Origin of the sequence: Streptomyces sp. SM18 (assembly GCF_002910775.2) — a bacterium.
Taxonomy (GTDB): domain Bacteria; phylum Actinomycetota; class Actinomycetes; order Streptomycetales; family Streptomycetaceae; genus Streptomyces; species Streptomyces halstedii.
Genome location: NZ_CP029342.1, coordinates 6,541,549 through 6,563,550 on the forward strand (window position 1 = coordinate 6,541,549; position 22,002 = coordinate 6,563,550).

Sequence of the window (22,002 nt, forward strand, 5' to 3'; positions counted from 1 at the left end):
TACGCCCGCGTGCCGCATCCTGAGATAGGCGTCTCATGATGCGGTCGGGCTCATACCGGCCTCGGACAGTAGACGGTCAGCGCCTCCGGCACCTTGTCGATCACCAACTCGGTCCCGGAGTGGGCGACTTCACCGTCGTACGCATACGGCGTCCCCTCCGCGAGACCGGAGATCCGGACCTGGCGCCGCCGCACCGCCGCGTGGACGGGAGACCGCGTCAGCGGCCCGGCGACCGCCGCCGCGAGCAGCCGGAGCGCCGGGGTACGGCCGCCGTGCACCACCCGCACGTCCAGCAGCCCGTCCGCCAGGTTGTGGCGCCGCCCGGGGGCCGGGCCCACTCGCTGGAACATCCCGTTGCCCACGAAGAGAAGCCACAACGGCCTCCGCCTGCCTTGGAGTTCGGCCGTCAACGGGCGTTCGCCGCGCAGCGCCTCGAAGGCCGCCAGCACCCCGGCCGGCCAGCCGCCGATCCTCGGCGCCCAGCGTTCCCGGGTCCGCACCAGCTCCGGATACACCCCCAGGCTGAACGCGTTGAGGAAGTACCCGTCCGCCTCCGAGGCGCCCCGCGGGCCGGGCCGGAAGCGGCCCAGATCGACCCGCACCGCGTCGCCCGAGGCGAGCGCCGTCGCCGTGTCGTGCACCGCCTCGATGCCCAGGTCGTACGCGAAGTGGTTGAGGGTGCCGCCCGGGAACACCGCGAGCGGCACCCCGTGCGTCGCCGCCACCGAGGCCGCCAGGTTGACGGTGCCGTCGCCCCCGCAGACCCCCAGTGCTGTGCCCCGCCCCGCCGCCTCCTCCAGGCAGCCGGAGAGGTCCGAGGGCGCGCACTCCATCACCGTGGCGAGCGGCAGCGCGTCACGTACCAGCCCCGCCGTGGCGGTCGCGGACCCGGACTCACGGTTGACGATCACCACGAGCCCGTCCCCGGCGGGCAGCGACGGCGCCTGGGCCGGCGGTCTGCCCGGCGCGGGCAACTGCCCACGGGTCGGCACCACGCCCCGCAGGGCGAACGCCGCCCCTACGCCGAGTGCCGCCCCGGCCAGGACGTCGCTCGGGTAGTGCACCCCGGTGTAGACGCGCGAGGCGGCCACCGCCACCGCCACCGGGGCGACGACCGCACCCCAGCCCTTCGACTCCAGCGCGACACCGGTCGCGAACGCCGCCGCCGACGCCGCGTGCCCGGACGGGAAGGACGTGGTGAACGGCTGCCGCTTCAACCGCCGTATCACCGGCACCAGATCCAGTATCGGCCGCTCCCTGCGCACCGCCCGCTTGGCCACGGTGTTGATCGCCGCCGACGCCACACCCAGCGACGCGATCCCGCGCAGCGCCGCACGGCGGGACCGGGCACCGCTGCCCAGCGCCGCCATGCCCGCCGCGGCGCCGAACCACAGCAGGCCGTGGTTGGCGCCGCGGCTCAGCCGGGGCAGGACGTGCTCGGCGCCCGGCCAGTGCCGGTCCGCCACGGCCTGGAAGGCGGCGAGGTCGTAGCGGGTGAGACGGGCCCGCCAGGGGCCGGGCGAGGGCATCGGGTTCGAAGTCGGCATGGCACAGCGAATACCCTGCCGTCGGGCGGTGAACCAGGAGGCGCGCACACCAGGCCCGCCCGGAAGCCGGAGGACGATGTCGTGGGGGACGGATCGCCCTGTCTCCGGCCGGTCGCCGCGCCGGGACCGTTGCCCGGACAAGTCGCTTGCGATTAGCCTGCGTTCGTGATTCCGGTCAATGGCCGGAGTGTCGAACAGAATGGGGTGGGTGATCATGGGGCGACTCGTCCCCGCGGTGACCAGGGCACTGGACGTACTCGAACTCTTCCTCGAAAGCGACGGCACCCTCTCCGCCCCCGAGGTCACCCGCCGGCTCCAGCTGCCACGGACCACGGTCCACGAACTGCTCACCACCCTGGCCGCCCGCTCCTACCTGGTCACCGTCCCCGAGCAGCCCGGCCGCTACCGGCTCGGGGTGCGCACCTACCAGCTGGGCAGCCGGTACGCGGAACAGCTCGACCTGGCCGCCGAGGGGCAGCAGGTGGCGCGGGAGGTCGCCGAGACCTGCGGCGAGACGGTCCATGTGGCGATCCTGGAGGACACCGAGGTCATCTACATCGCCAAGGTGGACTCCACCCACGCGGTACGGATGGTGTCGGCGGCCGGCCGCAAGCTGCCCGCCCACTGCACCGCCGTCGGCAAGCTCCTGCTCGCCGCCCTGCCCGAGGCCGAGCTGGACGCCCGGATCGAGGGCCGCGCACTGGCCGCGATGACCGGCCACAGCATCACCGACGCGGCGGAGCTGCGGGCCGCGCTCACCACCGCGCGCAAGCGGGGCGTCGCCGTCGAGCACCGGGAGTCCAACCCCGACGTGAGCTGTGTCGCGGCACCGGTACGCGACCGCTCGGGGCGGGTCGTCGCCGCGCTCTCCATCTCCGTACCGGTGATCCGCTGGAGCGAGGAGCGCGAGGACGAGCTGGCCCGGCTCGCCGTGGGCGGCGCCGACGCGCTGTCCGGCAGGCTCGGCCACCACGGGGGGCGGGGATGAGCCGTACCTGGGAGACGGCCGTCCGGGAGCGGGCGCGCCTCGGCGAGGGCCCCACCTGGGACGCGGCGGCCCGCCGCCTGATCTGGGTGGACATACTCTCGGCGCGCGTCCACACCTACGACCCCTCGACCGGCCGCCGCACGGTCATGGCGACCGGACAGCACGTCGGCGCGGCGAAGCCACGCGCCGGCGGCGGGCTGGTGGTCAACCTGCGGGACGGGATCGGCCTCTACGACACCGCCGGGGCGTTCTCCTGGCTGGTGAGCGACCCGGTCGCCGGACGCCGGGGCAACGACGCCGCCGTGGCCCCGGACGGGGCCCTCTGGGCGGGCACCATGCGCTACGACGAGGCGGCGGACGGGGGCACCCTGTCCCGAGTGGCACCCGACGGCACGGTGGCACGGCTCCCGGACGCGGTGACGATCAGCAACGGCACCGGCTGGAGCCCGGACGGCCGCCTCATGTACTACGTGGACACCCCCACCCTGCGGATCGACGTCTTCGACGTGGACGGCGAGCGGATCAACGGCCGGCGCCCCTTCGTCACCGTGCCGTCCGGCCAGGGATGGCCCGACGGACTGACGGTGGACGCCGACGGCTGTGTCTGGGTCGCCTTCTGGGACGGCTCGGCGCTGCGCCGCTACACCCCGGACGGCCGCCTGGACCGGACCGTGGAACTGCCCGTCCGCAGGCCCACCGCCTGCGCCTTCGGCGGCCCCGGCCTGCGCGATCTGTACGTCACCAGCGCGCGGACCGGCCTGGAGGCGCCGCACCCGCTGTCCGGTTCGCTGCTGGTGCTCCCGGACGCGGGGCAGGGGCTGCCCGGGACACCGTTCGCGGGGTGACCTCTCCCGGCCCGTACGGGCCGCCGGCCCGCCCCGGACCCGGGGCGACGGAGACCTCGGCGGTCCGGCGGGTCCGGTGCGCGGGCGCACCGCGCGGAACCTCCGTATAAAGGCCATCAGGGCGACGCGGAGGAGGGCGCGGGATGCACGGGAGCGAGCGCGGGCGGCCCCCTGTCCGGCAGGACCGCGGACCGGTCCGGTACGGGCCCGCCGCCCCGGACCCCGGCCTCCCCGTCCTGCCCGAGCTGGTGGACGTCCTGGCCGCCTCGGCGGACCGTCCCCTGCCCGAGCCCCCCGGCGGGGGACCGGACCTCCGGGAGGCCGCCCTCGCCTACTGGCGGCGCAGGGGGCTGCGCGGCGCCCCCGAGGACATCGTGGCCGCCCCGGGCGCCCCGCCCCTGCTGTTCGCGCTGATGGCCGCGTACGGCGGCGACGTGCTCATGCCGCGCCCCTGTCCGGCGACCTGGATGCCGCAGGCCCGGCTGCTGGGCCGGCCCGCCTACCTGGTGCCGACCCCGGCCGAGTGCGGGGGCATCCCCGACCCGTACGCACTGCTGGAGACCGTGCGCAGGGTACGCGCCGAGGGCGGCAGGCCCCGGCTGCTGCTGATCTCCGTGGCCGACGACCCCACGGCCACCGTCGCCCCGCCGGAGCTGGTCCGGGAGGTCTGCGAGGCCGCGGTGGGGGAGGGGCTGCACCTCGTCAGCGACGAGACCTGGCGCGACACCCTGCACCACCCCGGGGACACGGTGCTGCTGAGCCCCGCCGAGATGTGGCCCGAGGACGTCACCGTCCTCACCGACCTGGCCGGTGCGCCGGCCCCGCCCGCCTGGCCCGCCGCGGTCGCCCGGTTCCCGGCCGCCGGGCGCGGCGCCGCCCGCCGCAGACGGGTCCTCGACGTCCTCACCGCGCTCGGCGCCGTGGTGGCCGAGCCGGTGGCGCGGGCCGCGGCGTACGCGCTGCGGGAACCCGCGTCCGTCACCGACCGCGTCCGGCGGGCCGCCTCGCTCCACGGGCAGGTCGCCGCCGCCGCGCACCACGCCGTCCTCACCTCCGGCGCGCTGGCCAGGCCCCCGCGGGCGGGCCGGCACCTATACGCCGACCTCGGCCCGCTCCGGTCCCGGCTGGCCGCCCGGGGCGTCACGGACTCCATGGAGCTGGAGGAGTACCTCACGGACCGGCTCGGCGCGCCCGTTCCCGGCGGCCACCGGTTTGGCGACGAACTGGGCGCCCTGCGGGCCCGTATCGGCACCGGTCCGCTGCTCGGCTCAACCCCGGAGCAGCGGACGGAGTCCCTCACTGCGGTGGATCCCCTGCAATTGCCCCATGTGGCACAAGCGCTGAGCATGTTCGCAGCAGCCCTCGACGAACTCGGATGACGGGAGCCTCTCGATGACGGAACAGACGGAGCGCTCCCCGTCCGGTCCGGGCCGTCCCGCCGGGGGACGGACCGCCGAGGCACGGCCGCTGGGCGAGGTGCGGACCTGGCCCCGAAGCTTCGCCGACCGCCTCACCGCGCCCCTTCCGGGTGTCAGGGGCATGACTCGTCTGGCGAGGGAGCGCGGGATGCGGCCCGACGCCGAGGGCATGCGGGGCGTCCACCGGCTGCCCTACGCCCCCGAGCCGCTGCCCGACGTGCCGGGCGGCGCCCTCGCCGTCACCTGGGCCGGGCACGCCAGCTGGATCGTGCGCATCGGCGGTCTGACCGTCCTCACCGACCCGGTCTGGTCGCGCCGCATCCTCGGCACCCCCGCCCGGATCACCCCCGTCGGCGTCCGCTGGGAGGAACTGCCGAAGGTGGACGCGGTCCTCATCAGCCACAACCACTACGACCACCTGGACGCCCCGACCCTGCGCCGACTGCCCCGGGACACCCCGCTGTTCGTCCCGGCCGGGCTCGGACGCTGGTGCAGACGGCGCCGGTTCACCTGTGTCACCGAGCTGGACTGGTGGGAACGCGCCGAGCTGGACGGGGTCCGCCTCGACTTCGTGCCCTCCCACCACTGGTCCAAGCGCACCCTCACCGACACCTGCCGGTCCCTGTGGGGCGGCTGGATGCTGGACGACGGACGGGGCCGCCGCCTCTACTTCGCCGGGGACACGGGCTACGGCCACTGGTTCGGGGAGATCGGCCGCCGCTACCCGGGGATCGACCTGGCCCTGCTGCCCATCGGGGCGTACGCGCCGCGCTGGTGGCTCTCGGACGTGCACACCGACCCCGAAGAGGCCGTACGGGCGTACGAGGACCTGGGGGCCCGTGCGATGGCGCCCATGCACTGGGCGACCTTCCTGCTGTCCTCCGAACCGGTGCTCGAACCGCTCCACCGGCTCCGCACCGCCTGGCAGCGGTACGGGCATCCGCGCGCCGACCTCTGGGACCTGCCGGTCGGCGGCTCACGGGTCCTGGAGCACTGAGCGGCCGGTGCCTTCACTCCCCAGGTGCTCGGCGCGCGCCCACGCACGGGGGCCGGACCGTGGGCCCGCGTGCGCCGGCGGTCAGTGTGCCCAGCGCGCCCGGAGCCGGCGCCACACCGCGGGCGCCCCGCTGATCACCAGCGTCAGCACCACCGCCGCGAGCACCCCCTGCCACGGCTCGGCGAAGAGCGAGCCGCCGAGTATCCCGATCAGCTGATACGTCGCCGCCCACGCCAGACACGCGGGCACGTCGCCCCGGGCGAACTGCCGGAGCGGCATCCGGCCGAGCAGACAGGCCAGCATCACCGGGATCCGCCCCGCCGGCAGCAGCCGGGACAGCACCAGCACCACCGCGCCGTGCTCGTCCAGCTTGCGCTGGGCCTGCTCCAGGCGCTCCGGCGCGGCCCGCCGGGTGATCGCCTCCAGCCACTTCGAACCGTTCTTCGACCGCACCCCCCGCTGCCCCAGCCAGTACAGGCATATGTCCCCGAGGAACGCCGCACCCGAGGCCACGGCGAACACGTAGAGCAGGGTGAACGGGGACGTCTGGTGGAACGCCACCACGGCGGCCGAGCTCACCAGCGCCCCCGTGGGCACCACCGGGACCAGCGACCCCAGCGCCACCAGCGTGAACAGCGTCGGATAGCCGACCGCCTGCTGGGTCGACTCGGCCGGCAACTGGCGCAGCACCTCCTGGATCACCGGCGCGCCTCCGGTCTCACGTGCTCACCGTGGCCCAGCCGGTGCACCGACACCGCCGGGGCCAGCCGCGCCGCCTGCCGGACGAACTCGTCACCCGGGGCGTGGAACTCGTGCGGACGGATTCCGTCCATCCCGATCGGCCAGTACGTCCCGTAGTGCACGGGGATCGCGGAGCGCGGCGCCAGCAGGGCCAGGGCGTGCGCGGCCCGGACCGCGTCCAGATGGTCGTGCCCCAGGTACGGGCCCCAGCCGCCGACCGGCAGGAGCGCCACGTCCACCGGCCCCACCGCCTCCGCCATGGCGTCGAACAGAGCGGTGTCCCCCGCGAAGTACGTGCGCGCCTCGCCCTCGACGACGTATCCCAGGGCGGGAGTCCGGCGCGGGCCGACCGGCAGCCGGCGCCCGTCGTGCAGGGCCGGTACGGCGCGTACCCGCAACGCGCCGACGGCCACCTCGTCGCCCGGCGCGACCTCGGTGATGCGCAGCCCGCGCACCCGGCGCAGCACGCGAAGACCCGGGACGGCCGCGACCGCGCCCCGGGGCACGATCAGCGGGCTGCCCGGGGCGAGCCGGGTCAGCGAGGGCAGATGCAGGTGGTCGGAGTGCAGATGGGAGATCAGGACCGCGTCGGCGACCGCGGCCCGCGGCGGAGGGACCTCGCCCCGGCGGCGGCGCAGATGCGCGAAGCGCCGTGCGAAGAGCGGATCGGTGAGCAGGCGGACACCGGAATCCTCGATCGTGCACGTGGCGTGACCCCACCAGGTGACCTCCACCGTGCCGCCTCCTCGCTCCGCCGTCCCGCGCCCCCTGCCGGTGCGCCCGGTACGAGCGTAGGCGCTCGGGCGATGTCCTCCGGCGGGTGCGCCCCTGTGCGCCGGTACGCTCCTTCGCGCCCACTGCCGCACGCGTTCGAGCGGCTACGCAGCGCAATGCCGGGGGTAGGGTCGAACACAGCATCTTCGCGCAGGGAGACGCGCGGATCCGGTCCAGGGGGGACGTCATCGGCGAGGTACGGGTGGCGGCCATCGCCAGTCTCACACCGCTGGAAGAGCTCGACGGGGATCCGTTCCTGGTGGACACCCGGAGCCAGCACGCCATGTGCGCCCGCTGGGCCGAGGACCAGGGATACGTCGTCACCCGGCAGCTCCGCGTCTACGGACTGCGTCCGGACCACCACGCACTGTGGGCGGACGTCGAAGGCGGCCAGGTCGAGTTGTTCGTGGCCCCCAACGACCGGGTGCTCGCACGGGCCGTCGTCTCGGCCGGGGACTTCGCCGCGGAGTGCGAGCGGCGCGGGGTGCGCCTGGAGTTCGCGGGCCTGGAGGAACCCGCGTACACCGCGGGCACCAAGGCGAGCGTGCACCGCAGACTCTCCATGCCGACCGCCGGGTACGACGGCCGCTGACCCCCGGCAGTCCCGGCCGCCGACCCCCGGCCGTGCCGCGGGCCGGCTGTGAAAAGGTGGACGCGGGCTCTTGACAGCACAGGGCCCGGACGTGAGGTGGAACGACGTGGGTGACGGGCGATGGCGTACGGCGGGGCGCGCCCTCATGCGCGTGATCGCGGTCTGGGCGGTCTCCACCCTGACCATGCTGGTGCTCGCCGGAATCCTCCCCGACTTCCAGCTCCAGTCCGACGACGGTGACAGCATCACCAGGACCGCCTTCACCGCGGCCTGGGGTGCCGGGGCCTTCGGCCTGCTCTCCGCACTGGTGTGGCCCGTGCTCGTCCGGGCCCTGCTCATCGTGCCCGCCCTGGTGCTGGGCGCCCTGGTCTTCTTCCTCAACGGCTCACTGCTGTGGGTCGCCCTGCGGCTCATCCCGGACGGCCGGGGCGACGCCAACCCGGAGACCGCCGTCGTCGTCGCGGCCGTGATGTCCGCCGTCGCCTCCGCCGCCTCCACCGCGCTGGCCGTGCGCGACGACGACGCCCACTGGCGCAGACTCTCCCGGCTGGCCGACCGCCGCCGACGGCGCGGCAGCGCGTCCGACGGCCGCGACGGCCCGCCGGGCATCGTGTTCGTCCAGCTCGACGGGGTGGGCCACGACGTGCTCCGCCGGGCCGCGGCCGACGGACTGATGCCGACCGTCGCCGCCCGGATCGCGGACGAGGCCGGCCACCGGCTCACCCCGTGGACCACCGACTGGTCCAGCCAGACCGGCGCCAGCCAGCTCGCCATCCTGCACGGCAGCAACTTCGACGTACCGGCCTTCCGCTGGTACGAGAAGGAGACCGGCACGGTCATGGTCTCCAGCCGGCCCGCCAGCGCCCTGGAGATGCAGCGCAGGGCCATCGTCCGCTCCCGCGACGGCGGCCTGCTCACCGTCGACGGCGCGAGCCGGGGCAACCTCTTCAGCGGCGGCGCCACCCAGCTCGCCCTGGTGCTGTCCATGGCCGCCAGACTCGGCAAGGGACGGCGCTCCCGCGCCGGCTACTTCGCGTACTTCTCCGACCCGGCCAACGCGGTCCGTACCGCCCTGTCCTTCACCGCCGAGGTGATACGCGAGATCGCGGAGTCCACCCGGGCACGCATACGCAAGGACGCGCCACGGGTCAAGCGCGGCGGGCTGTACCCCTTCATCCGGGCGTTCGCGACCGTCGTCGAGCGTGATGTCGTCGTCGCCGCGGTCGTCGGCGACATGTTCGCCGGGCGCACCACCGTCTACGCCGACCTGGTCGCCTACGACGAGGTCGCCCACCACTCCGGGCCGCGCAGCAGGGACGCCGAGAAGGTCCTCAAGCGCCTGGACCGCTCCCTCGGCATCATCGAAAGGGCTGCCGAGCACGCCCCGCGCACCTACCGGATCGTGCTGCTCTCCGACCACGGTCAGAGTTCCGGGGAGACCTTCGCCGGGCAGTACGGCCTCACGCTCAAAGACCTCGTACGGGCGGGCTGCGGGCTGCCCGTACCCCGCCGCGCCCAGCACACCCGCAGTGCCTCGGAGGCGCGGGACGCCGTGCGTATCGCCCTGCACCGGCCGGTCGGTGAGCAGGAGGCGGAGCACCCGGCCGCCGCCCCCTCCGATCCGGTGGTGCTCGCCTCGGGCAACCTCGGGCTGCTGTCGTTCCCGGACATCGAGGGGCGGGCCTCGCGTGAGGAGATCGACCGCCGTCACCCCGCCCTGCTCGGCACGCTCGCCAACCACCCGGGGATCGGCTTCCTGCTCGTGCGGAGCGAGGAGCACGGCTCGGTGGTCCTCGGACGCGGCGGGACCGAGGTGCCGGTTCCGGAGCTGAGGGACGGGGAGGGGCCGCTCGCCGTGTTCGGCGCGGGCGCGGCGGAGGCGGTGCGGCGTACCGACTCCTTCCCGCACGTCGCCGATGTCATGGTCAACTCGATGTATGACCCCGCTACCGGCGCCGTGCACGCCTTCGAGGAGCAGATCGGCTCGCACGGCGGGCTCGGCGGGGAGCAGTCCAGGCCGTTCCTGCTGTGGCCGCGTACGCTCACCGACCCGCTCGACGCCCTCGCGGCCCAGGACGGCGCTCCGGTGCCCGCCGTGGTGGGGGCGGAGCAGGTGCACCGGGTGCTGGCCCGCTGGATCAAGGAGCTCTGCGGTCCCCAGGTGCCGTTGCGGGTGGAGGGCTTCGCAGGGGGCGTACGGGAGGACGCGCCGTTTCCCCCGGACCCGGGCGCGGGGACCAGGAGCACCGGACCTTCCGGTTCCGGGCCTGGTCCGGACTCCGGCTCCGGGCCTGGTTCCGGTTCGGACCCCGGTTCCGTGACGGGTGTCCGTGGTGCCGTGCCGGGGGCGTGCGGCTGATCGGGGCGGAGTCCCGGGCCGACGACGCCTCAGGGGAACACCTCGGGAGCACACCTCAGGTGGACGCGCGCTTCATCAGCGTCGGGTGGAAGACCGCCGACGGCACGGGGCCGCCGGGCCCGCCGATCTGCTGGAGGAGGAGCCGGGCCATCTCCGCGGCCATCTCCTCCACCGGCTCACGCACGGTGGTCAGCGGCGGATCGCAGGCCGTCGCGGCACTGCTGTCGTCGAAACCCACCACCGCCACGTCGGTCGGCACCTCCTTCCCGGCGCGCAGCAGCACGGGCAGCGCACCCAGCGCCATCAGGTCCGAGGCGATGAACACCGCGTCCAGACCGGGGCGTTCGCCCAGCAGCCGGCGCATCGCGGACGCGCCTCCCGCATGGGTGAAGTCGCCCTCGGCGACCGCCACGTCCTCGATGCCGTGCAGCCGCAGCGCGTCCAGGAAGCCGGTCAGCCGCGCCTGCCCCGCGGACATGTCCTGCGGGCCGGCCACCGTGCCGATGCTCCGCCGGCCCAGGGACGCCAGATGGTCGGCGGCGAGCTGGGCACCGGCACGCTGGTCGGCCTCCACATAGGTGAGCGGGGACGGCCGCAACGGCCGTCCGGCCAGGACGGCGGGCAGCCGGGTGCCGTGGACGAGACCGGGCAGCGGGTCCTCGACATGGGAGGAGATCAGGACCAGGCCGTCGACATGCCCCTGGCGCAGGTACGACAGCAGTTGGTCGCGCGAGCCCTCGTCGTCGGCCAGCATCAGCACCATCTGGATCCCGGCGGGGCGCAGTACCTCCAGCAGACCGCTGATCACGCGGCCGAAGTACGGGTCGGAGAACATCCGGCCGACGAACGGTTCGGAGACCGGGCGCCGTTCACGTTCGGAGACGACCACGGCGATCGAGTCGGTCCGCCGGGTCACCAGGGATCGCGCCGCCCGGTTGGGTACGTACCCCGTGGTGACCACCGCCTCCTCCACGACGCGCCGCAGGGCCGGGTCCACCGTGGTCGCACCGTTGATCACCCGTGACACCGTGGCCCGGGAGACGCCCGCGACGGCGGCCACGTCCTCCAGGGTCGTGGGGCGCACGGGCGGCGAAACGTCGGCAGTCATGCAGTCTTTATACCGGCTGGTCGGACGGGCGTGCGAAGGGCTGCGGCACGTCAGCCGTGTACCCCCGGGAGCCCCTCCAGCTCGGACAGCCGGTCCTCGTGCGCGGCGGCGAGGGCCGTCGCCCGCTCCTTGGCCTCGGCCGCGCGGCCCGCCGTGGCCTCGGAGCGTGAGACCTGTGCGGACTGCCGCAGATGATCCCGGATCTCCGTCACCAACAGCCGGTCGAACGCCTCGCCTTCGGCCGCGCGGGCCCGTTCGAGATCCGTCGCCGTCACCATGCCCGGCATCTCGTGCCCCTGGTGCACGTCGGTGTCCGGGAGCCCCATCCGCTGCCGCAGCCCGCGCAGAGCGGTCAGTTCGTCCTCGTGGGCGGTACGCAGACGGGCCGCGAAGGACCGGAGCGCCGGGTCCGTCGTCTTCCGGGCCGCGAGGTCGAGCAGAGCCGCGGCCCCTTCGTCCATCGGGATCATCAACTGGAGCCAGCCGGTGTCGGTCGGGTCGGCGGCCGGCCCTCGGGAGGGGGCGGGTGCGGACGCCGGGCGGCGCGGCGCGGGCCCCGGATCAGGTGCCGGGCCGGTGGAGCAGGCGACCGGACCGGTGAGCACGACCAGGCCGAGCAGGAGCGGTGCCGCGGTACGACGCAGGGCGTTCATCGGGTGACCTCGGGTGTCTGTCGGGTGACTGCCGGGTGCTCGCGCGCCCGGCCGGAGGGGGCGCCCGCCCGGGTGGTACCGGTCCGGGCGGACGCCGTTCGGTCACGGGCGAGCGGACGGGACGTCAGGGGTGCCCGTCGGCACCGCACTTGATGATGGCGTTGATGCAGTCGCGCACCCGCTGAGCCATCTCCGCCTCCGGCCACACGTTGAAGAAGTCACCGTGCATCGTGTAGCCGCGACCGGACGCCAGTCGCAGGCGGCCCGGGTCGCCGTTCACCGGGTAGCGCAGTACCTGGCGCAGCTTGGGGACCGGGACGGGATGGGTCGACGGGCATTCCCCGCCCACCGGGTAGGCCATGTGGCTCTTGTGGTCGGCCGAGTCCAGGTCCCTGCCGTTCCAGCACTGGGGGAAGTCCAGGTAGGACTCCAGCATCGAGCCCGCGGGGCAGTTGACGAAGTCGTGGGACGGATTGACCTCGCCGTGGTGCAGGCACGACCAGCGCGAGATGGTGTTGTCGTCGGGCCCGGTCGCCACCGCGTTGCCCGCCACGATCCGCAGACCGCGCGGGAGCGGCCGGATCGTGCGGATGACGTCGTCCCGGACGCCCTCTCCCAGGTAGTAGAAGGTGGTGCCGGTGGGCTCCACCTCCTTGTCACCGTCGTACAGGGTCGGAACCCAGTACGAGGACAGGTCGGTCGCGGGGGCGCAGGTCGTCCGGCCCTTCTCCAGGGACCCGAGATCGGAGCGGGCGTTCGTGGTGTCGTTGCCGAAGAAGCTGTGCATGTGCGAGGCGCCGGGCAGGCCGGGGAAGACGATCGGGTCGTCGGGCGCCCGGTGGGTGTAGGGGCATTCCGCGAGGAACTCGGCGACCCGCACCACGTCCGCCGCGGCCTGGGGCCGGTCGGCCGTCGGGTCAACGGCGGCGCTGCCGACGTTCGCCTGGACGAAGGAGAGGGCGAGGGCCGCTGCGGCGAGCCCCGCGATTCTGTAGCGCCACGCGGGCAGGATTCCGCGACCGCGGCGTTCGGTCGTGCGTCGGTTTCGGAAGAGCACGGCACTCCTGTCTGAGGAAGTGGGGTTCCTGGGGGTGCGCCCGCGATTCCACGGGCGAGAGAGCGCTCTCTGGGGTGAACGTAGAAGCGTGGCGGAGGCATGTCAATAACTTGCGCAGTCGTTTCAATTGCCTGCCTGTTCCGTGCAGTTGGACATACGGCGGTTGAGAGAGCGCTCTCTGCGAGCTGTGGGCAGGGGGCACTGTCAGTGGTGGGCGACAGGATGGTGGCCATGACGACGAACTCAGTTGTTCCGCTCGCCGACGCCGCCTCGTACGCCGCCGCGGTGGAAGAGGCGACGCGGGCCGCCGCCGCGTACTACGCCACGGGCGGGAGCACGCTCGACGACGACGCCTACGACCGTCTGGCCCGGGGCATCACCGCGTACGAGGAGCGGCACCCGGAGGAGGTGCTGCCCGGCTCACCGACGGGAAAGGTCGCGGGCGGCGCGGCGACCGGGGACGTCCCGCACACGGTGCCCATGCTCTCCCTGGACAACGTGTTCTCCGAGGAGCAGTTCGTCACCTGGACCGCCTCGGTGGAGCGGCGGATCGGCAGACCCGTCGCCGCCTGGAGCGTGGAGCCCAAGCTCGACGGCCTGGCCGTCGCTGCGCGTTACCACGAGGGGCGGCTGGACCGGCTGATCACCCGGGGCGACGGCACGGCGGGTGAGGACGTCTCGCACGCCATCGGCGCGGTGCTCGGTCTGCCGGAGCGGCTCGGCACGCCCGTCACCCTGGAGGTGCGCGGCGAGATCCTCATGACGGACGAGCAGTTCGACGCCGCCAACGCAGCGCGCACCGCCCATGGCGCCGCCCCCTTCGCCAATCCGCGCAACGGCGCGGCGGGCACCCTGCGGGCCAAGGACCGGCCCTACCGCGTCGAGATGACCTTCTTCGCCTACGGCGCCCTCGCCCTGCCCGGCTCCGGCGCTCTGACGGACACCCTGGGCGAACTCCCGCACAGCGAGGTCCTCCGGTACGTCGCGGGGCTCGGCGTGCGCACCGCGGCGGACACGGAGGTCGCCCCGCGTACCGCCGGGACGGTGGAGGAGGTGCTCGCCGGGGTCGAGGACATCGCCGGACGGCGTGCCGCGTTGCCGTTCGGTATCGACGGCATCGTGATCAAGGCCGATCCGGCCGCCGACCGGCGTGACGCCGGCTCCGGGACCCGGGCACCGCGCTGGGCCATCGCCTACAAGCTCCCGGCCGTCGAGAAGGTCACCCGGCTGATCGGCGTCGAGTGGAACGTCGGCAGGACCGGCATCATCGCGCCGCGCGCCGTGCTGGAGCCCGTGGAGATCGACGGATCCACCGTCGGATACGCCACCCTGCACAACCCGGCCGACATCACCCGCCGTGACCTGCGCCTGGGCGACCAGGTGATGGTCTACAAGGCGGGCGACATCATCCCCCGTGTTCAGGCCCCCGTCGCCCATCTGCGGACGGGGGAGGAGCGGCCGATCGAGTTCCCCCGGTCCTGTCCGCGGTGCGGCTCGGAGATCGACACCAGCGAGCAGCGCTGGCGGTGCACCCAGGGCCGGGACTGCCGCCTGGTGGCGTCCGTCTCGTACGCGGCGGGCCGCGACCAACTGGACATCGAGGGTCTGGGCGCCACCCGGGTCGTCCAACTCGTCGACGCGGGCCTCGTCACCGATTTCGCCGACCTGTTCACGCTGGAGAGGGAGCGGCTGCTCGGTCTGGAGCGGATGGGTGAGACGTCCACCGACAATCTGCTGGCGGCCATCGAGACGGCCCGCACCCGGCCGTTGTCCCGGGTCTTCTGCGCGCTCGGTGTCCGTGGTACCGGGCGGTCCATGTCCCGGCGGATCGCCCGTCACTTCGCGACCATGGACCGGATCGTGGCGGCCGACGCCGAGGAGCTCCAGCAGGTCGACGGCATAGGCAAGGAGAAGGCCGCCGCGGTCGTCGCGGAGCTGGCGGAGCTGGCCCCGCTGATCGCGAAGCTGGTGGCCGCCGGGGTCGGCATGACGGAGCCCGGCGTCACACCGCCCCCGGCACCCGGGACCGTGGCGGAGGAGGCCGCGGACGCGGACGGAGGGACGGACGGCGGGTCCGGGCTGCCGCTCCACGCCATGAAGGTCGTGGTGACGGGAGCCATGACGGGGCCGCTGGAGAAGCTCTCACGCAACGAGACCAACGAGCTGATCGAGCGCGCGGGAGGGACGTCCTCATCGAGCGTCTCCACGCGCACGAGCCTGCTCGTCGCCGGGGAGAAGGCCGGGTCCAAGCGTGCCAAGGCGGAGGGGCTGGGGATCAGGATCGTGTCGCCGGACGAGTTCGCGGAGATGGTCGCCCCCTTCCTGGACTGAGCCCCGCGCGTCTGCCGAGGTCCCGGGCCGAGCGGGTTCGGAGCGCGAATCCCCACGGAGGGTTTCGAGCGAAGCTCCACGTCCCGTGATGCCTTGGAATTGTGGAGGGAGTGGCGTTCCTATGACCGATATTGCATAGTGAGGGCTCGGTCATGCCTCGCTATCAGCGGGTCACAGAGTGGTGAGCGGCTACGGGTGACGGGCCAGAGGTGAGGGGCGATGCGATCTGTGCGCGACGGGCGGCCGCACGGCCGGTCCGCACACCGGGCAGGCGGCGCGCTCGACGACGTCCGCCGCCTCGGTGGCCCCCGGCGTCCCGGCGCCACCCGGGGGCTCGCCATCGATCTGGGCAGCTCCGGTGCGCGCGTCTGGGTCCCCGGGCACGGTCTCGTCGCCCGCTCGGCGTGGGAGGACGGTCCCGGCCGCCCGGTCCGGAGGGGCCGCATCGTCGACGCCGAGTCCTGCGGCCGGCTGCTCGCCCGCCTCGCGGACACGGCACTGGGCCCGGACCGGTACGGAAGCGTGATCGTCCTCAGCCACCCCGTGCTGGCCGGGGCCGAGCACCGCAGCCGGGCGAGGGAACTCCTGAGCGCCCTCGGCCCGTCCGAGGTCGTGGTCCTCAGCAGCGCCAAGGCCGTCGCCGCCTGTGTGGGAACCCCGGACAGCGGGCCGCTGCTGGTGGTGGACATGGGCGCCGAGCTGACCGAGGTCACGTTGCTCGTCGACGGGCGGATCGCGGACGCCCGCCAGGCCGAGTCCGGCCTCAGCGATCTGGAGGGCGCGGAAGCCGGTACGCTCCCCGGCCACCTGACCGGGGACGTACTGGATATGATCCAGTCCATGTGGCGGCAGGACAGGCATGGGGCGGTGCGCGGCGCGCTGCGCAGGGGTCCCGTGCTCACCGGGGGCGGGGCGCTGCGCCCCGACGTCACCCACCGGATCGCCGCCTGCCTCGGTGCGCCGGTACGCCTTGCCGGTGACCCCTCGACCGCGGTCGTACGAGGCGCCGGTCTCGTCCTCGACTCCGTCCTGCGGCACCGCACCGGCACGGGCGCGGTGGCCGTCCTCCCGGGCCGGCAGAGGTGAGCCCCCTCCCGGGGGCGCCCCGGGGGAACGCGCCCCCACGGGGCCGGCCGGCCACACCGGCGCGACAGCTGCGGCACGCCCTCGCCGCACTCCTTCTCGCCGCCCTCACCCTCGTCGGCGGCGCGCCCGCCGCCGCGGGCGCCGTACCTTCCCTCCAGGCCCTCACCGCCCCGTCGCCCGGCAATGCCCCGAGCGCCCCTTCGCCGGTCACCGCTCCCTCACCTTTCGGCGTTCCACCGTCCAGCGGGTACGTGCCCGCCGCGCAGGTCAGGGCCCATCCCGCCGATCGCACTCCGCGCGGGCACGCCCGTGAGGTCCGTCCACCGCGCGTGGGCGCAACCGCCACCCCCGGCGTGTCCGGCGCGGGAGCGGTGGCCCCCTCCACCGCGGGACATCTCCCGGCCGCGCGATCGGCGAGCCCCCGGGACACCCGGGGATCTCCGCCGGCGTCCTTCGAACCGTGCGAGCCCTTCGGCCCGGCGTCCGTCCCGCCCGTTTCTGCCATCTCGCCCGTCTCGCCCGTCCCGGCCGTCTCGCCGGACCTGGTGCCCCCGGCTGTTGCCGTCCCCGCCTCGTCGGCACGCGCCCCGGCCTCCGCCTCAACCGTCCCCGCCTCCCTCGCTCCCGCCTCCGCCTCGCTCGTTTCCGCCGGGGCACGGGCCGGGGCCGAGCCCGGCCGACCGGTGGCCGGTTCCGGTACCGGTGCCGTTCCCGTCGGTGCCTGGACCGAAGCGGCGTCCGCGCCCACCGGGTGGTGGTCCGGCGCCTCCGCACCCGTGCCGCGCGCCGGGGCCGACCGCCCCCACGTCCCGCAGCCCGTGCCCCCTCCGGCACCGGGCATCCTCGCGCCGCGCCCGCTCGACCTGCCCGTGCCGCACGCCCTCACGGGCGGGGCGAACAGCGCCACCCTCCTCGTGCACGGCCGCGTCCGCGCGGCCCTGCCCGGAGTACGGGGTCCTCCCGAGGTGACGGCCGGTCAGCCGGCTCTTCACCGGTCCTGTTCCACAGACCCGTCGTAACCGCCTCCGCCGAGCGAGGGCGGCCGACGCCCTCCCGGAGGATTACCCATGACTCGCGCCACCATGGTGCGAGCGGTTCTGGCCGTGGCCGTTCTGCTCGTCTCCGTGTACATCACGCTGACCATGTCACCCAGACTCGGCCTCGACCTGCAGGGCGGCACCCGCATGGTGCTCCAGGCCAAGGACTCGGACACCGCGAAGGCGGACCGCGACAGCACCGACCGCACCCTGGAGGTACTCCGCCAGCGCATCGACTCGCTCGGCGTCTCCGAACCGACCCTGACCCGTTCCGGCGAGGACCGGATCATCGTCGAACTCCCGGACGTACAGGATCCCCGCCAGGCCGCCGAGGTGCTCGGCAAGACCGCCCAGCTGAGCTTCCACCCCGTCCTGGGCCCCGGCACCGCGCCCGCCGAGGGCGAGAAGGAGAAGAAGGACGAACTGGCGCTCCCCGACGAACAGGGCGATCTGCTCGCGCTGGGCCCGGTGCGGCTCTCCGGGGCGGGCGTCAAGGACGCCACCGCGGACTTCGACGGCCAGCAGGGCACCGGGTGGAGCGTGTCGCTCGACTTCCACAAGGACGCCGGCAAGAAGTGGACCGAGCTGACCGGTGAGGCCGCCTGCAACCCGGCCCAGGATCCGCGCCGCAGGGTCGCCATCGTCCTCGACGACAAGGTCATCTCCTCGCCCCAGGTCTCCCCGTCGGTCGGCTGCAACGTCGGCCTGCCCTCCACCTCCACCCAGATCACCGGCTCCTTCAGCGCCGCCGAGGCCCGCGATCTCGCCCTCCTCATCAAGGGCGGATCGCTGCCCGTGCCGGTGGAGGTCGTCGAACAGCGGATCGTCGGGCCGACGCTCGGCGCCGACGCCATCGACGCCAGCGCCCGCGCCGCGCTCATCGGTGCCGCCGCGACCGCGCTGTTCATCATCGTCATGTACCGGCTCTTCGGAGGCCTCGCCGCGCTCGCCCTCGCCGCCTACGGAGTCATCTCCTACGCCGCGCTCATCGCCCTCGGGGTCACCCTGACCCTGCCGGGGCTCGCCGGGTTCGTCCTCGCCATCGGGATGGCGGTGGACGCCAACGTCCTTGTCTTCGAGCGGGCCCGGGAGGAACACGAGGACCGGCCGAACCGCTCGCTGTTCTCCTCGCTCACCGCCGGGTTCAAGGGTGCCTGGAGCGCCGTCGCCGACTCCAACGTGACGACGCTGATCGCGGCCGGTCTCCTCTTCTTCCTCGGTTCGGGACCGGTGAAGGGCTTCGGCGTCACGCTCGCCATCGGTGTCGTCGCCTCGATGTTCTCCGCGCTGGTCATCGCCCGCGCGCTCACCGAGATCGCCGCAAGCTCCCGCTTCGTCAACACCCGCCGGGGCGTCAACGGCATCCAGCGGCCGGGCGCCGTCCGCACCCGGCTCAACGAGCGCAACCCGCAGCTCTTCCGGTCGCCGCGCCGCTGGCTGACGATCTCCGCCGTGCTGGTCGTCGTGGCCCTGGCCGGCATCTTCGTCCGCGGGATCAACCTCGGCGTCGAGTTCACCGGTGGCCGGCTCGTCGAGTACTCCACCAGCCGTCCCGTCGACGTGGAGACCGCCCGCGACGCCATCACCGCCGCCGGGTTCGGCGACGCGGAGGTCACCACGGCGGGCGACGGAGACCTGTCCGTACGCACCGGGAAGCTCGACAACGACGGGGAGAACACCCTGCGGGCCGCCCTGGCCGAGGAGGGCGGTGAGACCACCAAGGTGCGCGACGAGCTGATCGGGCCCAGCCTCGGCGACGAGCTGCGGCGCAACGCCCTGATCGCCCTCGGCGTCGCCGTGTTCGTCCAGCTCGCCTATCTGGCGGCCCGGTTCCGCTGGACGTTCGCCGTCGCCTCGGTCGGTGCGCTGGTGCACGACGTCATCATCCTGGTCGGGGTCTTCGCCTGGCTCGGCCGTCCCGTGGACGGCATCTTCCTGGCCTCCCTGCTGACCGTCATCGGCTACTCCGTCAACGACTCGGTGGTGGTCTTCGACCGGGTGCGCGAGCTGTGGGCGAACAGCAGGCGCAGCCCGATCGGTGAGATCGCCAACCGTGCCGTGCTCCAGACGGTCCCGCGTACGGTCAACACCGGTATGGGCGCCCTGTTCATCCTGGCCGCGCTGGTGGTGCTCGGCGGGGACTCGCTGGAGGACTTCGCGCTCGCCCTGCTGATCGGTATCTGCGTCGGTACGTACTCCTCGGTGATGACCGCCGTGCCGGGGGCCCTGCTCCTGGAGAAGAGCAGCAAGGCGCCGCCGCCGGCCCGCAAGCGGTCCTCGGGAGGCAAGGTGTCCCGGCAGAAGGCGCGCGACCCGCTCGACAACGGGGCACGCGTCTAGCCGGACGCACGGACACGGACCCAGGCGCACGGACGTGCCGGACACACCGGGCGGGGCGGCAATCGCGCCCCGCCCGGCGAGTACGGCCGTCGGCGGCGCAGGGCTGCGGCACAATCCGCATCACGTCCAGTGATCGGAGTGTGCCGCCCATGCCCGTCGTCCTGCGTGAGGCCTGGGCCACCCTCGTACCGGACATGACCGGCCGGCACGGGCCGCTGCCGCCGATGATGCTCGCCCTGACCGTGGTCACCGGGCTCGTCGACGCGTTCAGCTACCTCCTGCTGGGCCATGTGTTCGTCGCCAACATGACCGGCAACGTGGTGTTCGGCGGGTTCGCGCTCGCCGGTGCCCCCGGCTTCTCGCTGCTCGCCTCGGCGGTGGCGCTCGTCGCGTTCGTCGCCGGGGCGGTGTCCGGGGGGTACGCCGTGCATGTGGCCCGCACCCACCGGGGCCGGCAACTGCTCTACAGCCTCCTCGCCGAGACGGCGTTCCTCGCGGCCGCCGTGGTCGTCACCGTGGTCTCGGGCGGGCCGTACACCGGAGCCGTACGCTTCACGCTCATCGCCCTGCTCGGCGTCGGACTCGGGGTGCAGAACGCCGCCGCCCGTGCGCTCGCGGTGCCCGACCTGAAGACCACCGTGCTCACCCTCACCCTCACCGGGATGGCCGCCGACAGCCGGATCGCCAAGGGGCCGGGCAGCCGGGCCGGGCGCAGGCTCCTCTCGGCCGGGTCGATGCTGGCCGGTGCCGGCTGCGGCGCGCTGGCCGTCCTGAACGGCCACCCGACCCTGCCGCTGCTGAGCGCGGTGATCCTTCTGGCCCTGGCATCGGCGTGCGCGGCCTCGCTGGCCCGCAGCGACGCCTCGTGGACGCGGCCCCTCGTCACGGCATGAGCGCGTGCAGGTGGGCGGCGGTCTCCCGGTCCGCGGGCAGGAACGTCTCGATGGCCAGCTCCGCGACCGTCACGTCCATCGGCGTGTTGAAGGTGGCGATGGAGGAGAGGAACGACAGCACCCGCCCGCCGACCTCGATCCGCAGGGGCAGCGCGGGTGACAGGTAGTCAGTTTCCTTACGCCCGCGCCCGGAAGTGCCCGGCCGGCCCTCGGGCGCCGGGTAGGCCTCCACCTCCTCGTAGAGGGCCCGCAGCTCGGGGGAGCGCACCAGGGCGATCTGACGCCTCATCTGCGCCAGCAGATCGGCACGCCACTCCGGCAGGTTCAGGATGCGCGGGGCGAGTCCCTCGGGGTGCAGGGTGAGGCGCATGGCGTTCAGCGGCGGGGCGAGCAGCCGTTCCGGAACACCGTCCAGGAGCAGGTGGACGCCCCGGTTCGCGGCCACCACCGTGTACATGGCGTCCACCACGAGGGCGGGATACGGCTCGTACCCCCGGAGCAGCCGTTCCACGGCGTCCCGCAGCGCCCCCATCGCCGGGTCGTCCAGCCGGGTCTCCGGGTAGCGGGGCGCGTAACCGGCCACCACCAGCAGCGCGTTGCGCTCCCGTACGGGTACGTCGAGGTGCTCGGCGAGCCGGAGCACCATCTCCTCGCTGGGGCGCGCGCGGCCGGTCTCCACGAACGAGATGTGCCGGGCCGAGGAGTCCGCGCGCAACGCCAGCTCCAGCTGGCTCATCCGCCGTTGCTCCCGCCAGCCGCGCAGCAGCGGCCCTACCCCCGTGTCGAGCGCGACAGTCGTCATACCCAGACCGTAACGTCGCCGTCGACGGTGATCGAACCCCGACCCCCGGCAGGAGCCGCCGTATGACCGCTGAACCGCTGTCCGCAGAGGCCGTCGAGACGGGACTGCGCGAGCTGCCCGGCTGGCGCGCGGAAGGGGGCCGGGTCATCCGCACCTACCGGCTGCCCTCCCACTTCGCGGCCGCCGCGCTCGCCGTCCACATCGCGCGGATCCAGGACGAACTCGGCCACCACTCCGAGCTGACGCTCGGGTACGACACGGTGCGGGTCGCGGTGAACACCCATGACGCGGGTGGCGCGATCACCGGCAAGGACCTCACGCTGGCCGGACGGATCGAGGCGGTCGCCCCGGGGCACGGCGCGACGTGACCCCGCCGGGCGCCGCGCGCATGAGGCGTCCCTCTCGGCGCCGCGCGCCGGGCGTCACGCCGCGCA

18 protein-coding genes are annotated in these 22,002 nt (G+C 74.0%); 11 read left to right on the forward strand and 7 right to left on the reverse strand.

Annotated features, from left to right (window positions below; genetic code table 11):
* Positions 1-50: 50 nt before the first annotated feature.
* Positions 51-1,547, reverse strand: a complete 1,497-nt coding sequence (locus B9S64_RS29070; protein WP_103491151.1) for a bifunctional phosphatase PAP2/diacylglycerol kinase family protein — start codon at positions 1,545-1,547, stop codon at positions 51-53.
* A 214-nt stretch (positions 1,548-1,761) separates the two neighbouring features.
* Between B9S64_RS29070 and B9S64_RS29075 the strand changes: the two genes are divergently transcribed.
* The 4 genes from B9S64_RS29075 to B9S64_RS29090 all read left to right on the forward strand — a co-directional run bounded on the left by B9S64_RS29075 (position 1,762) and on the right by B9S64_RS29090 (position 5,795).
* A complete protein-coding gene (locus tag B9S64_RS29075) occupies positions 1,762-2,535 on the forward strand; it encodes an IclR family transcriptional regulator (RefSeq protein WP_103491170.1) in 774 nt (257 codons plus the stop codon).
* On the forward strand, positions 2,532-3,380 hold the full coding sequence (locus B9S64_RS29080) for an SMP-30/gluconolactonase/LRE family protein (RefSeq protein WP_103491150.1): 849 nt from the start codon (positions 2,532-2,534) through the stop codon (positions 3,378-3,380). Before B9S64_RS29075 ends, B9S64_RS29080 begins: the two co-directional genes overlap by 4 nt.
* A gap of 143 nt (positions 3,381-3,523) precedes the next feature.
* Positions 3,524-4,759 (forward strand): aminotransferase class I/II-fold pyridoxal phosphate-dependent enzyme, encoded by a 1,236-nt coding sequence (locus B9S64_RS29085; protein WP_109492164.1) that lies wholly within the window; start codon positions 3,524-3,526, stop codon positions 4,757-4,759.
* 13 nt (positions 4,760-4,772) lie between these two features.
* Complete coding sequence (locus tag B9S64_RS29090; protein WP_103488697.1) at positions 4,773-5,795, forward strand: MBL fold metallo-hydrolase; 1,023 nt, start codon at positions 4,773-4,775, stop codon at positions 5,793-5,795.
* 81 nt (positions 5,796-5,876) lie between these two features.
* On the opposite strand, the gene B9S64_RS29095 is transcribed toward B9S64_RS29090, so the two are convergent.
* Together B9S64_RS29095 and B9S64_RS29100 are read right to left on the reverse strand one after the other, a co-directional pair.
* Positions 5,877-6,497 carry a DedA family protein gene (locus B9S64_RS29095; protein ID WP_103488696.1) on the reverse strand — a complete coding sequence of 207 codons (621 nt, stop codon included), beginning with the start codon at positions 6,495-6,497 and terminating at the stop codon, positions 5,877-5,879.
* The gene (locus B9S64_RS29100; protein ID WP_103488695.1) at positions 6,494-7,270 is read right to left on the reverse strand and encodes an MBL fold metallo-hydrolase; all 777 of its coding nucleotides are present in this window, start codon (positions 7,268-7,270) and stop codon (positions 6,494-6,496) included. The genes B9S64_RS29095 and B9S64_RS29100 overlap by 4 nt, the downstream gene beginning before the upstream one ends.
* A 227-nt stretch (positions 7,271-7,497) precedes the next feature.
* On the opposite strand from B9S64_RS29100, the gene B9S64_RS29105 reads away from it, so the two are divergent.
* Both B9S64_RS29105 and B9S64_RS29110 read left to right on the forward strand, forming a co-directional pair.
* On the forward strand, positions 7,498-7,902 hold the full coding sequence (locus B9S64_RS29105) for a hypothetical protein (RefSeq protein ID WP_030630870.1): 405 nt from the start codon (positions 7,498-7,500) through the stop codon (positions 7,900-7,902).
* Between the two features lie 145 nt (positions 7,903-8,047).
* On the forward strand, positions 8,048-10,261 hold the full coding sequence (locus B9S64_RS29110; RefSeq protein ID WP_103488694.1) for a phage holin family protein: 2,214 nt from the start codon (positions 8,048-8,050) through the stop codon (positions 10,259-10,261).
* Between the two features lie 55 nt (positions 10,262-10,316).
* Here B9S64_RS29110 and B9S64_RS29115 read toward each other — a convergent pair whose 3' ends face one another.
* The 3 genes from B9S64_RS29115 to B9S64_RS29125 all read right to left on the reverse strand — a co-directional run bounded on the left by B9S64_RS29115 (position 10,317) and on the right by B9S64_RS29125 (position 13,079).
* Entirely contained in the window at positions 10,317-11,369 is a 1,053-nt protein-coding gene (locus B9S64_RS29115) for a LacI family DNA-binding transcriptional regulator (protein ID WP_103488693.1), read from the reverse strand.
* Between the two features lie 50 nt (positions 11,370-11,419).
* A complete protein-coding gene (locus B9S64_RS29120; RefSeq protein ID WP_103488692.1) occupies positions 11,420-12,022 on the reverse strand; it encodes a DUF305 domain-containing protein in 603 nt (200 codons plus the stop codon).
* Positions 12,023-12,146: 124 nt separating this feature from the next.
* A complete protein-coding gene (locus tag B9S64_RS29125) occupies positions 12,147-13,079 on the reverse strand; it encodes a DUF1996 domain-containing protein (protein WP_103488691.1) in 933 nt (310 codons plus the stop codon).
* 231 nt (positions 13,080-13,310) lie between these two features.
* Between B9S64_RS29125 and ligA the strand changes: the two genes are divergently transcribed.
* The 4 genes from ligA to B9S64_RS29150 all read left to right on the forward strand — a co-directional run bounded on the left by ligA (position 13,311) and on the right by B9S64_RS29150 (position 20,766).
* Positions 13,311-15,410, forward strand: coding sequence for an NAD-dependent DNA ligase LigA (gene ligA, locus B9S64_RS29130; RefSeq protein ID WP_103488690.1), 2,100 nt, complete (start codon positions 13,311-13,313; stop codon positions 15,408-15,410).
* 219 nt (positions 15,411-15,629) lie between these two features.
* The gene (locus B9S64_RS29135) at positions 15,630-16,496 is read left to right on the forward strand and encodes a rod shape-determining protein (protein WP_103488689.1); all 867 of its coding nucleotides are present in this window, start codon (positions 15,630-15,632) and stop codon (positions 16,494-16,496) included.
* A gap of 1,067 nt (positions 16,497-17,563) precedes the next feature.
* Positions 17,564-19,873 (forward strand): protein translocase subunit SecD, encoded by a 2,310-nt coding sequence (secD, locus tag B9S64_RS29145; protein WP_103488687.1) that lies wholly within the window; start codon positions 17,564-17,566, stop codon positions 19,871-19,873.
* 149 nt (positions 19,874-20,022) lie between these two features.
* Positions 20,023-20,766, forward strand: coding sequence for a YoaK family protein (locus tag B9S64_RS29150; RefSeq protein WP_103488686.1), 744 nt, complete (start codon positions 20,023-20,025; stop codon positions 20,764-20,766).
* On the opposite strand, the gene B9S64_RS29155 is transcribed toward B9S64_RS29150, so the two are convergent.
* Complete coding sequence (locus B9S64_RS29155; RefSeq protein ID WP_103488685.1) at positions 20,756-21,568, reverse strand: helix-turn-helix domain-containing protein; 813 nt, start codon at positions 21,566-21,568, stop codon at positions 20,756-20,758. The genes B9S64_RS29150 and B9S64_RS29155 overlap by 11 nt on opposite strands.
* A gap of 62 nt (positions 21,569-21,630) precedes the next feature.
* On the opposite strand from B9S64_RS29155, the gene B9S64_RS29160 reads away from it, so the two are divergent.
* Positions 21,631-21,936 carry a 4a-hydroxytetrahydrobiopterin dehydratase gene (locus B9S64_RS29160; RefSeq protein ID WP_109492165.1) on the forward strand — a complete coding sequence of 102 codons (306 nt, stop codon included), beginning with the start codon at positions 21,631-21,633 and terminating at the stop codon, positions 21,934-21,936.
* Positions 21,937-22,002: the final 66 nt, after the last annotated feature.